At 29.2% G+C, this 13,239-nt stretch carries 13 protein-coding genes and 1 pseudogene; 1 reads left to right on the forward strand and 13 read right to left on the reverse strand.

Annotated features, from left to right (window positions below):
- Nucleotides 1-14: 14 nt before the first annotated feature.
- Both NW240_RS02825 and NW240_RS02830 read right to left on the reverse strand, forming a co-directional pair.
- Nucleotides 15-233 carry a hypothetical protein gene (locus NW240_RS02825; protein WP_258435938.1) on the reverse strand — a complete coding sequence of 73 codons (219 nt, stop codon included), beginning with the start codon at nt 231-233 and terminating at the stop codon, nt 15-17.
- 115 nt (nt 234-348) lie between these two features.
- Nucleotides 349-576 (reverse strand): annotated as a pseudogene (locus NW240_RS02830) (DUF5058 family protein); the annotation flags it as partial.
- A gap of 387 nt (nt 577-963) precedes the next feature.
- Here NW240_RS02830 and NW240_RS02835 point away from each other — a divergent pair.
- The gene (locus NW240_RS02835) at nt 964-1,497 is read left to right on the forward strand and encodes a hypothetical protein (RefSeq protein ID WP_258435939.1); all 534 of its coding nucleotides are present in this window, start codon (nt 964-966) and stop codon (nt 1,495-1,497) included.
- 54 nt (nt 1,498-1,551) lie between these two features.
- Here the strand turns inward: NW240_RS02835 and galU are convergent, their stop codons facing one another.
- The 11 genes from galU to NW240_RS02890 all read right to left on the reverse strand — a co-directional run bounded on the left by galU (nt 1,552) and on the right by NW240_RS02890 (nt 13,217).
- Nucleotides 1,552-2,433, reverse strand: coding sequence for a UTP--glucose-1-phosphate uridylyltransferase GalU (galU, locus tag NW240_RS02840; RefSeq protein WP_258435940.1), 882 nt, complete (start codon nt 2,431-2,433; stop codon nt 1,552-1,554).
- Nucleotides 2,434-2,501: 68 nt separating this feature from the next.
- Nucleotides 2,502-3,668: a nucleotide sugar dehydrogenase gene (locus NW240_RS02845; protein ID WP_258435941.1), complete on the reverse strand. Its 1,167-nt coding sequence runs from the start codon at nt 3,666-3,668 to the stop codon at nt 2,502-2,504.
- 33 nt (nt 3,669-3,701) lie between these two features.
- Entirely contained in the window at nt 3,702-5,204 is a 1,503-nt protein-coding gene (locus tag NW240_RS02850; protein ID WP_258435942.1) for a hypothetical protein, read from the reverse strand.
- A 13-nt stretch (nt 5,205-5,217) separates the two neighbouring features.
- Nucleotides 5,218-6,231: a glycosyltransferase family 2 protein gene (locus tag NW240_RS02855; RefSeq protein WP_258435943.1), complete on the reverse strand. Its 1,014-nt coding sequence runs from the start codon at nt 6,229-6,231 to the stop codon at nt 5,218-5,220.
- Nucleotides 6,231-7,451: a hypothetical protein gene (locus NW240_RS02860; protein ID WP_258435944.1), complete on the reverse strand. Its 1,221-nt coding sequence runs from the start codon at nt 7,449-7,451 to the stop codon at nt 6,231-6,233. Before NW240_RS02860 ends, NW240_RS02855 begins: the two co-directional genes overlap by 1 nt.
- An 11-nt stretch (nt 7,452-7,462) precedes the next feature.
- Complete coding sequence (locus tag NW240_RS02865) at nt 7,463-8,560, reverse strand: glycosyltransferase (protein WP_258435945.1); 1,098 nt, start codon at nt 8,558-8,560, stop codon at nt 7,463-7,465.
- Nucleotides 8,557-9,486 (reverse strand): glycosyltransferase family 2 protein, encoded by a 930-nt coding sequence (locus NW240_RS02870; protein ID WP_258435946.1) that lies wholly within the window; start codon nt 9,484-9,486, stop codon nt 8,557-8,559. Before NW240_RS02870 ends, NW240_RS02865 begins: the two co-directional genes overlap by 4 nt.
- Nucleotides 9,487-9,518: 32 nt before the next feature.
- Complete coding sequence (locus tag NW240_RS02875; protein ID WP_258435947.1) at nt 9,519-10,676, reverse strand: glycosyltransferase family 4 protein; 1,158 nt, start codon at nt 10,674-10,676, stop codon at nt 9,519-9,521.
- Entirely contained in the window at nt 10,673-11,527 is an 855-nt protein-coding gene (locus tag NW240_RS02880) for an NAD-dependent epimerase/dehydratase family protein (protein WP_258435949.1), read from the reverse strand. The genes NW240_RS02875 and NW240_RS02880 overlap by 4 nt, the downstream gene beginning before the upstream one ends.
- Nucleotides 11,520-12,140: a sugar transferase gene (locus tag NW240_RS02885; protein ID WP_258435950.1), complete on the reverse strand. Its 621-nt coding sequence runs from the start codon at nt 12,138-12,140 to the stop codon at nt 11,520-11,522. The genes NW240_RS02880 and NW240_RS02885 overlap by 8 nt, the downstream gene beginning before the upstream one ends.
- Nucleotides 12,141-12,239: 99 nt before the next feature.
- Nucleotides 12,240-13,217 carry an acyltransferase gene (locus NW240_RS02890; protein ID WP_258435951.1) on the reverse strand — a complete coding sequence of 326 codons (978 nt, stop codon included), beginning with the start codon at nt 13,215-13,217 and terminating at the stop codon, nt 12,240-12,242.
- Between the last annotated feature and the right edge of the window lie 22 nt (nt 13,218-13,239).

The raw sequence follows: 13,239 nt of genomic DNA on the forward strand, positions 1-13,239 counted from the left end.
CCCTCATCGGTCCCTTATTTATAACCGGATGCTTCCGAAGAAATAGCGGCTGCGGGAATCTTCATATTTACTCCATTACCTGATAATATGGTTAAATATAAACCAGATGTACCAACAATTGGGAAGTAAGTTAAAGGTTCACTTAGATAAAAAGCTCCAGAAACAGACATTTGTGAAATAGCACCTGCGATAATAGCTGCAAAGCCAGGAGTATATCCAAAGACAAAAGTCATGGTTAATGGGGGAAATAAACAGCAATGATCCCTAAAACCATAGTCAGTCGACCAAAGTCTGTAATACTTTTCGTAAATTTTTCATAAGCTCCCATTATTTTTCCTCCTTATGGACTTATACAAAGAACATACCGATTAATGCACCCGCAAACATGGCAATCGTTAGTGACCAAGATTTTAACCATTCGTATTGATTGCTTAATTTTTGACAAATGATCATAATCACCAAAGCTGATAAAGAAGCGACTGCGTAGGAAGGATTGATATTGATCTTTACAACATTATTCATCACAAAGTATGCAAAAGAACCTATCATAGCTCCGTCACTCACAGCTGCTAAAAGAGCTTTTTTACCACAATTATATACTGGAAATTGCTAACACTGGTTCAATCAGTAGAGCGTCACAAAACCTTTTTGTTTCCCAACCCTACTTAAGTTCAATTTTATAAAAATTTGAAAAATCTATTGGCATAATTATTTTTGAACGTACTCATCGAGGCGTTAAATTAACCAAAGAAAGTCATCAAGTCATCGAAGACTTAGATCAATTGAATGCCAATTATAACAGGATACTAAATAAATAAAGTCATACTACGGATTACCTTCCAAGTCTATCGATCTCAGCTAGAAGGTCTTCTTATGTCGCCTTCGCCATAGCCAAGATGATCAATCGCATGGAAAAAAAACCAAAGTTTATCGATTAAATTTACTGAAACAACCAATTCGCAAGTGATTGAGGACGTAAATAGTGGAAATGCAGATATAGGTCTTATACGTTTTTATTCTGAAAATACAAACCACTTTGAAAATCAATTAAAGGCAAAGTATATTGATTGGAAAGAAATATACTCTTTTCCTAAAGTTGTACTTGTATCGAAAAAACATCTTTTAGCTAAAAAGGATTATATCCATCCTCAAGAGCTTAAACCATATACTGAAATTATCCACGGCGATTTTGAAATTGATGACTATTCAGAAGCTTATCTAAGAGAAAATAGTATGCACTCATCCAAACGACTGATCCAAGTTAATCAACGTGTTTCCTTACTTGATTTTATAGCTCCCATTGAGGGAAGCTATACTTGGACGACCGCAACTTATCCAGCGAATTTACAAAAGTATGAACTCATAGAAAAAGAAGTCAGACCGAGTCATTCTTTATGCCTGGACTATATTATTTACAAGTCCAAGGAGGGAAATTCTTCAATCTTAAAATTGGTAGAAGAAAAAATTAGTGATACCATTCATCTATTTGATAAATAACATACCTTTAATTATAAATAAAAGACTAAGCTAGTCGCTTAGTCTTTTATACGCTTATTCTTCTTCTAATTTTTCACGCATATATTGACGAATTTCATCCGCAAATTCACGGTGTAAGGCGAAGTCAATGGTTGTTTTAATGAAACCAATCTTCTCCCCTACATCGTAGCGAATCCCTTTAAAATCATAGGCATATACAGGCTCGACTTGGTTTAACATTTGAATAGCATCGGTTAATTGGATTTCTCCACCCGCTCCAATTTGTTTCTTAGCTAAGAAGTCAAAGATTGTAGGAGTTAAAACGTATCTTCCCATAATGGCTTGGTTAGAAGGAGCTGTTCCTTGTTTTGGCTTTTCGACAAAAGTTTTTACTTTGTATAAGCGGCCGTCTTGTTCTAAAGGATCAATAATCCCATAACGATGTGTTTGATCTTGCGCAACCGATTGAACACCAATCACTGATGATCCAGTTAAATCATACTCTTCCATCAATTGTTTAATGGCTGGTTGATCGCCCTCTTCTGATACCACTATGTCATCTCCTAAGAGTACGGCAAATGGCTCATCGCCAATAAATGTTCTAGCCGTATATATGGCATCGCCTAGACCCTTCATCTCTTTTTGACGAATAAAGTAAATATTAGCTAAATTAGAAGCCTTTTGAACCGACTCCAACATAGAAATCTTTCCCTTATTCATTAAGTCTAATTCTAATTCAGTATTCTTATCGAAATGGTCTTCAATGGCTCTTTTTGATTTACCGGTAATTATGATAATATCTTCAATTCCTGCAGCTACTGCCTCTTCGACAATATATTGAATAGTTGGTTTATCAATAATCGGTAACATTTCTTTGGGCATGGCTTTAGTGGCTGGTAAGAAACGTGTCCCGTAACCTGCTGCTGGAATGATTGCCTTACGTACTTTTTGTCTCAATGAATAATCTCCTCTCAAAATAAAACCTACACACTAAAAAGCATAGTGAAAACACTATGCAAAAGTTACTAATTATTGTTAAAAATATCACGCGTGAATACTTTATCTAAACTATCATTTAAATCGTTTTCTATACGATTAGCTAAGATTATATCTGATTTCTGCTTAAATTCAGCTAAGTCTTTAACTACTGAACACCCCATAATTGAATCTTCAGATAAAGTTGGTTCATAAACAATAATTTCGATCCCTTCATCCAATAATAGTTTAATGATATCTTGGATGGCAGATTGTCTGAAGTTATCCGATCCAGATTTCATCGTTAAGCGGAAAACACCAACGGTCTTAGGATTTCTCTTCATGACACTATTAGCAATATGCTGTTTACGTGTTTTGTTGGAATCCACCACTGCGGTCATCATATTTTGTGGAATATCGCCATAATTCGCCAATAATTGCTTAGTATCTTTTGGTAAGCAGTATCCGCCGTATCCAAAGGAAGGGTTATTATAGTGGTTACCAATACGCGGGTCTAACCCTACCCCTTGAATAATTTGACCCGCATCTAAGCCTCTAACCTCAGCATAAGTATCTAATTCATTAAAATACGACACTCGTAAAGCTAAATAGGTGTTAGCAAACAATTTAATGGCTTCAGCTTCTGTAGAATTGGTAAATAGAACAGGAACATCTTCACTACGTGCGCCTTCAACCAACAGGTCAGCGAACTTTCTAGCGGCTTCATTGTGATCGCCCACCACAATACGTGAAGGATATAAATTGTCATATAAGGCTTTACCTTCTCTTAAAAACTCAGGTGAAAAGATAATATTATCAACATTATACTTCTCTTTAACGGATTCTGTGTAGCCTACTGGAATGGTTGATTTAATAACGATAGTCGCTTTAGGATTAATTCTTAAAACATCTTCAATCACTGCTTCAACCGCTGTTGTATCAAAGGTGTGGTTTTCATCATCATAGTTAGTAGGTGTGGCAATAATGACCATTTCTGCTTCTTTGTGTGCTTCTTCGATATTAGTTGTAGCTGTCAAACTGAGCTCTTGATTAGCAAAAAACTGTTCAATTTCCTTATCCTCAATAGGTGAATTTCGTTTGTTGATTAAATCAACTTTCTCTTGAATGATATCTAAAGCAGTTACCTTATGGTGCTGAGCTAATAAGACTGCAATGGATAATCCAACATAACCTGTACCTGCGACTGTGATTTTCATTTTTGACTCCTTTCAGTTATATAACTGTAAAATTTAATCTTTTTTTATTTTTAAATGATTTAATAATAGTTTTAAATGATTAAAATAAAATATTCTGTTAATAATAATTAGATTAATAATTAAAAACATTGACAATGAAATAGCGGAAAATATCCACCTTTTATAAGAAGTTATGGTTATAAAGGAAAGAAAAATATTTCCGATAAATAAATTTGATGAATAAGAAACTAATAAAACAATTAACTGCTTAAAAAAAACTTTAATTGGTCTAAATAAAATATTTCGAGTTAAATAAAAATTAAGGTACAGGATTCTAAAGCTTAATGCAATAAAGCTCCCTAAAACCAAAGATTCTATACCTATGAATTTAATGAAGCTAATTGAAATTATTATATTAATTATTGATTCTAGTATCGCATTATTTCTTGTTTGTTTAAAGTGTCCAGCTGCAAAAATAACTGATTGATAAAACGACTTAATACCGACTAAACTATGTGTAATAGTAAAAAAGATTCCAAAAAATGGGTAGATATAATTAATATCGTCTAATTTTTGAGTGTAAAGATTTATAAAAGGTATTAACAATATACAAACCATTGAAAAAAGAAAAATAGACACTAAATATATAAACCACTCAAAAAATTCTATCTTTTTTCTGAATATATTAAGCCTTTCATTAACATAAGCTTTTCCAACGAATGACTTCAATTCTACAACTAGTATTGTAATTACAGATTTGATTGCCATAATAATCATATTGTATATAGAATAAACAGAAACCCAATTTAAATTTAAAAACATAGTAATTGCAACAATATCTATAGTATTTTGAATAGTATAAGCAATGTGTTGAGCCATACCATCCCACTTCTCGGGAATAGGATCTTCCGAAAGAGCAACTTTATTTTGTATATTATAATGCGTCTTTACATAATAGTTTAATAAGATTGGCCTCAATAGAAAGACTAATGAACTAGAAAATTTAAAGACAACTACACTAAAACCAAGTTTTATAACTAAAACACCAATAATTAAATTTAAAATAATTGTTATTATTTCTGTTGAATTCTGAATATATGATTTTCTATCAGCATTAAGTAATAATTCATTTACTATACCAAAATAGTATTGACCAAATAGGGCAGAAGCTATACTCATTATTAGAAGCCCTACTTCAATAGAATTATAGTTTCTCGCAAAATATAATGGATAAATAACCAATAAGAATAATACGTATAAAACTAAAAAAATTGCTATTTTCTTAAAAAACTTTCTTGCAGCCAGTAGAATTTTGCCTAACTCATAACTATTTTTATAGGATAATGGCTCATATAGTTTAGATTGTATTACTGAGCCTACCCCTAAATCCAAAAGAGTTATTATATTCATAAACTGAGTAATCGATTGAATCAGTCCGTTAGTTTCAGATCCATATGATTCTATAATCAATTTTGGCAGAATTATTGCACTCGCCATAGTTATTATACGATTTAGAAGTGAAACATATGTGTTTTTTCTAAGTTGTTTAATTTCCAAATTTGACTCCTTTTTATATTTTTATAAAACTTCTAATTTTAACCAATAATATTCTCATTTTAAAAAATAACTGAGAAGTAAAAAAACGAGGAAAATTAGACATCAATCGTATTAAATAAGTATTTGTATTCAAAAAACGATCATCAAAATTAGTTGGAATATTTAACAAGTAATTTGCCAACTCACTATATACCTCAAACCTTAATTTACTATTATCTATTTTAAGTGATTTAAGTAACTTGTTGGAAACATGATTAAATTCGAAAGTATTAAATTTTGAGTCTGGTTTTGAAAAGTAATTATTATTTTCTTTTTTAATTAATTCTAAACTTAAAATAATATCTTTCAAAGAGGAATTGTAGGTTGTACTTATGCTTCCAGGTCTTAAATTATATGTATTTATTATATGATTCAAAAAATATACCTTTGGCTTATAACTCAACATTCTAATATAAAAATTTAAGTCTTGTCCTAACCGTAAGTCTTGAAAATAAAGATTATGTAGACTTAAGAATTCTTTTTTTATTATTTTGAAATTTGGAGCTGGATCTAAAAAAATAAATATAAGTGGATCATTTGATTCTTTTAAAGTTAATATTTTCTTAGCAGAAAGCATAGATTTAGTTTGTTTAATAGTTCTTTGCCCCAATAAGTTATTATACTCATAATCTCCTACTATTAAATCTACATTATTATTTTGAGATTTAATAAACTTATAAATAACCGACAATGAATTAGGATTTAAAATATCATCAGAATCGAAGAAAATAACATATTTACCTAATGCTTTTTCTAAACCAAAGTTTCTGGCTATTGAAGCTCCCTCGTTTATTTTATAATGATATTTAATTTTATTATTATCTCCATAAAATTCTTTGATAATTTTAGCTGAAGAATCTGTAGAACCATCATCTACAACTATTATTTCAAAATTTTGAAATTTCTGGTTAATGATTGACTCTAAAGTTTCTTTAATATATTTTTCCGAATTAAATAACGGAATTATTATTGAAAAAAATATATTCATTATATATCCGTCCTCTTTTTAAACATTAAAAATCCTACTGTTATATAAAAAATAATCGTTGGACTATGTGAAACAAAAGTAATTAAACTTTCAGCTAGGTTAAGAGATAAAAATGATAGAGCATAAACTGAACTGAAGAAAACATTATCAAAATTTGTTTTACTAAGTTTTTTTATACAGATTATTGAGATTGATATTGTAAACAATATTAAAAATATTGATGAAAGATATCCATAAGCACCCCAGAAGTGTAAAATGCCATTGTGAGCAGCTATACCCAATTTCTCATCAAAATAATCAGATCCATTTCCAAATAATTTAGAGTCAGAAATTATTGTTTTCCATATTCGCTCTCTACCTGATAAAAAACTATTGGTCAATATTTGATTTAAAAACTTTTTAAGTATAAGAGATTTTATTATTTCGCGAAGATAACTGAAATAGAATATCATCGAACCGAAAAACAACCCTATAAAAGTAATTCCGTTTATTTTCCTTTTTATTATAAGAAAAGAAATAAATATAAAAGCTGCAATTAATAAAGATAAAAGACTAGATCTTGATCTTGAGATTACCAGAGAATATATTGAAAAGCTTAGAAACAAAGTGGAAATTATTTTAAGAATTATTTGTTTCTTGTTGCTATAAAATAAATAGTAAATTGTGAAAATTCCGCATAAAGCTGTTTGAAAGCTTATAATACCTAAATTGTTTGGGTTCTCAAATATACCACTATAATACACAGAACCTGACGGAGGATAAAACAAATAGGATATTGATAATAAGATTGCACCAGATATAAAGCCGGAATATACAACTTCTTTTTCAGAAATTAATATATATGGAATAACCATAAATATAAATATAGGCAAAATAAAAAGCAATCCAACTCCCAAGAAGATATTGTTCCCATGCGAGATTTGTGAAAAGATAACTAAAATTGAAAAAAATTCCCAAAATATTAAAGCTAACCAACCAAAAACTGAATTAGGTAACTTCAATTTTAGAAACAAACTTCTTTTAGTGAAATATTTATAAATAGAAAATGATATAAATATTAGAAAAGTTAATATAGGAATAAATCTATGATTGTTTTGAAATATAGGTGTACTTCTAAACAACCCAATTGAAGCCATCATAAAAATTAAAGATAAAAATATTACTCGTGCATACGGAAACTTTTTGTCATCGTAGCTAATTGAAGAAGTGTAATTAATCATAAGACCGCCTTCTATGAATAGTAGATTTTTAATATATCATTTATCGTATTCTGTATATTATATTTATTATTTATATTGTTTGTCCTAGAAAAAATTTCTGGAAGACCAATTTCTAATAATTTAGAAGCCTGTATTTTTGAAGAATTATCTATCGAAATTTGCTTGCATCTATCACTTATAATTACCTCATCAGAAATTGTATTAGACATAAAAACGTTTAATCCATTCACCTGCGCTTCTATTAAAGAAATTGGTAATCCCTCGTAAAATGAAGGAAAAACAAATAAATCAAATATATTTAAATAATCTGAAACATTTGGTATGCTTCCTAATAAAAACACACTATCACTTATTTCATTTGAATTAAGATAGTTATGTATATCTTTTTTTAATGGCCCTTGGCCTATCAAAAAAAGTTTTGAATTTGGTCTTTTTTCAAGAATATGCTTGAATATTTCTAGTAAATATATGTGATTTTTTACTTTAAGAAAATTTCCTACGTGTCCAATCACTATAGAATCATTTGGTATTTTAAATTTTTTCCTCAAGTGGTCTCTTAATGAATTATTAAAGTAAAACGAAGTATAATCAACACCATTTCTTAAAATAGATATATTTTCAGTTGTTCCATACAACCACTCTGCACTTAATTGAGAAACAGCTACTCTATGCTTAATATATTTTTTTATATAAGTCTGATTTTTATGATGAATTAAATCATGTATTAATTGAAATTTTCCTTTATCAGCATATGAACTATGACCGTGAATAATAATTGAATTAAATCCATTTTTATGCGCAGCTTTAATAGCTGAAATATTAGCTAGAGAGTTTGTATGATAATGAAACCAAGAATATTCATTCTTATTATTCCTCCAAAAGTTATCCCAAGACTCAAAATATTTTATTGGATTTTTTCTAAAACTAGGAAATGAAAAGATTTTACCACCCATTTTTTTTATCTCATTATCATAATCCCCGGGGGATTCTTGGTGAACAGCAAAATGAAATTGAAAATTATTTTTATCTATCTTTCTATAGATAGTCATTAAATAATTTTCCATACCTCCTCTATTCATTGCGCCTACATAATGTAAAATTTTTTTCAATGTGTCACCTCCTTAAATTTAAAACCGTAAGATGTTTTGGTTAAAGTTCTTTTAATCAAATAAAATATGAATTCTAAAAGTTCTTTTAAAGAGTATGAACTTCTTCTTATTACTTCATATAAACCTTTTAAATTTAAACAGGAAATAGCAGTTTTAAAATCAATTAGATCTAAGTATTTATTAACTAAAATTCTATCTTTCGTGCTTAGAGAAGAAATATAAGAATTAAATTTTAACCTATAATTTTCATTAATAACTTTTAAATCTTTATAAGAAAATTTCATTTCTCTTACTTCATTATGAATTAGGAAAGTAATTTCATCAACATACTTTATTTTATATGATTTTAAAGCTCTAACTAAAAATTCCAAATCCTGATTTCGAATAAAAGTTTCGTCAAAGACACCTATTTTATCAATGACTGACTTTCTTATCATAAAATTTGAGCCTGATCCTATAAATAAATTTTTAGAAAGTGCTTGTATATATAAATTTCCTTCACTTTTTTCTAAAGAGTACTGCCTATTTCCAAAACGATCTATTTTCTCATAACTTGTATAACATAATCCCCATTCCTCTCCAATTGAATCTAAACAATTGGCTTGAATACGAAGCTTATTTTCATAATATTCATCATCATCATCCAGAAATGTAATATACTTCCCATTACTATTTCTTATACCTGTATTTCTTGCAGCAGATCCATTTTTATTTTCGGAGTGTTCTATATATATAAAGTTTGTCAACTTTGAATACTTTTGTAGATTATTTGATGTCTCTTTTCTTTCTTTTGAATTAGGATCGTTGTCATCTACTACTATTATTTCGTAATTATCATAATCTTGTTTCAAAACACTTTCTACAGCTCTTACAACCCGTTCTGGTCTTTTAAATGTTGGAATAATTATACTGACTTTTGAATTCAACCTTTTCATCCTTTTTCTCATTTTGAAATTATTTATAGTAAAATATTTTTGTAAATTTCCGTCATTTCCTTATCTATTACTTTAGTGGAGTATTGTTCAATTCTATTTTTGTTAAAATCACCATAGTTCAGCCTATCTTTTTCATTCGTCATTAATTGATATAACTTTTGTATCAGTTCATCATGAATATTTAGTGTAAAAATTTTTCCTCCATGATTATCTACAATTAAATCTCTATTACCTCTCACATCGGATACTAAACATGGTAACCCCATTGCCATTGCTTCCATTAATGAAAGAGACAATCCTTCTCTTTTAGATGGGAAAATAAATAAATCAGATATACTTAGTAATTCTTTAATATCTTGTCTATATCCCAGTAATGATATTTCTTTAGATAAATCCAAGCTATTTATATATTCCTTTAATTTCTCTTCTAATGGGCCTTTACCACAAATAAAGTATTTGAACTTTATTTCAAATTTTTGTTTAATAGCAAATAAAGCATCAATTATTTCTTTGTGATTTTTATTTTTGTTTATCTCTCCTGTTGATATCAATACTAATTGATTATCGACTATTTCTAAATCTGATTTAAGTAAAGAATTTTTTTCTCTACTATTATTTTTATTGAATTTATTAATATCAATACCTACACCATTAATTTTTATAACTTTAGATTTTTTAAAATTAACTGCATTGATATAATCTTCTTTATTTATAGTTATAATTAAATCTGTAAATTTTGATAAATATTTTTCAATCGGATAAAAAATTAACCAATTATAAATAGGTGCACCTTTAAAAAAATGAAAACCATGTGCTGTATAAATTATTTTTGTATCAACATTCCTTAAAGCTAACCTACATATTGCTGAACCAATGGGTGAATGGCAGTGTATTAAATCATATTTATTTTGAAAATATATCTTTTTAGTAAGATTATAAGATTCTGAAATTAATTTAAAATTAAAAATGTTTCTTGGAATTGGAATATTGAAATATTTAATATTGCATTCATCTAATTCTTTTTTAAATTGCTCAACTCTTTGTTTGGATGTAACATTTCCGTCATTAAAGTTACATGCAACATGCACTTCGTACCCCATTTTTTTTAAAATCATAATATTGTTTCTATTGAATAAGTCTATTTGTGAAGCTACTGTTGAATAGAAAAGTATTTTTTTCATTTTTTTTTCTCCGTTATTTTAATAGATTCTTCAAATCCATAAATTTGATATTTATTCTCAAATACTTTAGTAGTATGTTTTTCATATTTTAGGTCCCCAAAAACTTTATTAAATATTGGAAGTTTCACCAAGAAATCTTTTCTTATTAACGAAGGAATATTTAATATTTTATGATTATTAATTATTCCTATAAGATTCACCATTTTTTTTGTACTAATATATTCACTGTTTTGAGGTAAAATTAAACCACTATACTCATTTGATATTATCAAGTATATCAATTCAGATAAGTTATCTATATATAGCATACTTCTACTATTCGTTATATCTAAAAATATCGGAGTTATTTTAGCTATTGATGATAAAAAAGAGTAATTTCCTGGAGAACCTTCACCATATATCATTGGAGGACGAACAATGGTTAATTTAAAATCATTATTAGACATTTCTTTAAGCCCACATTCTGCTTGATATTTTGAAATACCGTAATGAGAATTAGGATTCGGTAATGTTTCTTGATATATTAATCCATTTGAAATTCCATAAACACTCATTGAGCTTAGAAATATAAAGTGTTTAACACCATTTGATTTAGCTGATTTAGCAATATTAAGTGTCAAATCTCTGTTTATTTTATAATGAAGGTCTCTTATTTTTAAGGTGCTTCTTTGATGCGCTATTCCCGCCACATGAAAAACAACATCATATTGACTAAAGTCTGCTTCCTTCCATTTCTCATTTCTTGTATCTACTTCATCAATAATTAAATCATAATTATTATCTTTACAATACTTAATAAAAGAGCTTCCAATATAAGAATCTTTACCTGTGATTAAAACTCTTTTAGTCACCTTTATCCACATCCTTTAATCTTAAACTTCCGGTCCCACCTTCAAGAACACCATCGCTTTTAAAAACTGAAATGACTGTTCCAATCATACAGCGAATATCCATTATTAGCCCCATATTTTTAACATATTCTCCATCTAATTTGGCTTTTAATGGAATCTCTAATTCATCTCGTCCATTTATTTGGGCCCATCCTGAAAGTCCTACCGGAACATCATTAGCCCCATACTTATCGCGCTCATCAATCAGATCATATTGATTCCATAAAGCTGGGCGTGGACCTATAATTGCCATGTCTCCTTTAAGAATATTTATTAACTGAGGTAACTCATCAAGGCTTGTCTTTCTTAAAAACTTTCCTACTTTAGTAATATATTGATCGGGATTCCCTAATAAATGAGTGGGTGTATCTTTTGGTGTGTCAATGTACATTGTTCTAAACTTTAGAATGTTAAAGTGACTTTTATGAATCCCTACTCTTTTTTGTTTGAATAAGATAGGACCAGGTGAATCTATTTTAATCGCAATTACCAGAATTAAAAATAACGGTGATAAAATTATCAATGCCACCAAAGATAGGATAAATCCTAGCATTCTTTTAAAGATTAAATACATGATGAGTACTCCTTATTTTCTATAATTCACTCTTAAAAGTATATCATAAGACGCCTCAATTTAAAGGTATTCTTTTAATAAACATATTATTCAAATGACTTAACTGATTAACCTTTTAAATGGCTCCCGATCTACAAGCTTAATGAATAGATAGAGTATCAAGACTAACCCACTTCCGATCATAATCAAGTAAACCATTGGGTGTAGGTTAATCGATAACCCCTCCACCCCAACTTCTAAAAGCTTTAAGAAGAAGACATGTGACAGATAGATTAAAAAGGAATACCGACTGAACCACAACAATATCTTCTCGCCTGGTAACTTATATAGCATAAAGGTTAAGACAATCCCGATAGAATAAAATGTCACCAAGGGCCTTGTATTTCCAATCACCTGTCCCCCACTCAAGTAGGACTCCTCAACCAATAAACCTAAAGTTAATAGGGTAAAAACTAAAATACCATAGCGATAAACTTCGAACCTTTTAAGCTTGACTTTAAAGTCTCGACTTAGCCATATGCCAAAGAAAAAGCAAAAGGCATAGGTGTAATAGTCTTGCAGACGATCATAGGGAATATAACCTATTAGATGGTCCGATATATGTTGATATATAAAGATACCTGCAAAAGCCACAGCCATGTATTTATTGTAAGCAATTTTAGATAAAAGTGGGTAAAAGATATAAAGGCCCACAATCAAAGGGACAAAATACAAATGGTAGGATAAATGACCAGTCAAGAATAATTTTATAAAAGTTAAAAAACTTAGTTCCTCACCGACTAACCAAAAATTAGTAGTCGCATAGATGATTGACCAAAAGAAATAAGCCGGTAGAATTTTTAATAAACGCTCTTTTAAGAAGGCGGGATAATCAATTTGACTATCTAAGGCATCTGTTCGGTCTAATCCCCATCCTGAAAGAATTAAAAAGACTGGTACCGCAAAGCGTGACGCTTGATTAATAAATAACGTAACAAGATCACTGTCTGGCAGTTGAGGAGCAGTGAGATGAATCAAAAGGACTGCAATCGTAGCAAATCCTCGCAATAAGTCGAATGAAATAAATCGTTTGCTCATAATTTTTACCTTTTCTGTTTAG

Source organism: Facklamia sp. 7083-14-GEN3, from assembly GCF_024742075.1.
Lineage (GTDB): Bacteria > Bacillota > Bacilli > Lactobacillales > Aerococcaceae > Facklamia.

Coding starts and splice junctions, on each gene's coding strand:
- NW240_RS02825 (WP_258435938.1), bottom strand. CDS start 233: ATGACTTTTGTCTTTGGATATACTCCTGGCTTTGCAGCTATTATCGCA.
- NW240_RS02845 (WP_258435941.1), bottom strand. CDS start 3,668: ATGAAAATCACAGTCGCAGGTACAGGTTATGTTGGATTATCCATTGCA.
- NW240_RS02875 (WP_258435947.1), bottom strand. CDS start 10,676: ATGAAAAAAATACTTTTCTATTCAACAGTAGCTTCACAAATAGACTTA.
- NW240_RS02855 (WP_258435943.1), bottom strand. CDS start 6,231: ATGAATATATTTTTTTCAATAATAATTCCGTTATTTAATTCGGAAAAA.
- NW240_RS02885 (WP_258435950.1), bottom strand. CDS start 12,140: ATGTATTTAATCTTTAAAAGAATGCTAGGATTTATCCTATCTTTGGTG.
- NW240_RS02860 (WP_258435944.1), bottom strand. CDS start 7,451: ATGATTAATTACACTTCTTCAATTAGCTACGATGACAAAAAGTTTCCG.
- NW240_RS02890 (WP_258435951.1), bottom strand. CDS start 13,217: ATGAGCAAACGATTTATTTCATTCGACTTATTGCGAGGATTTGCTACG.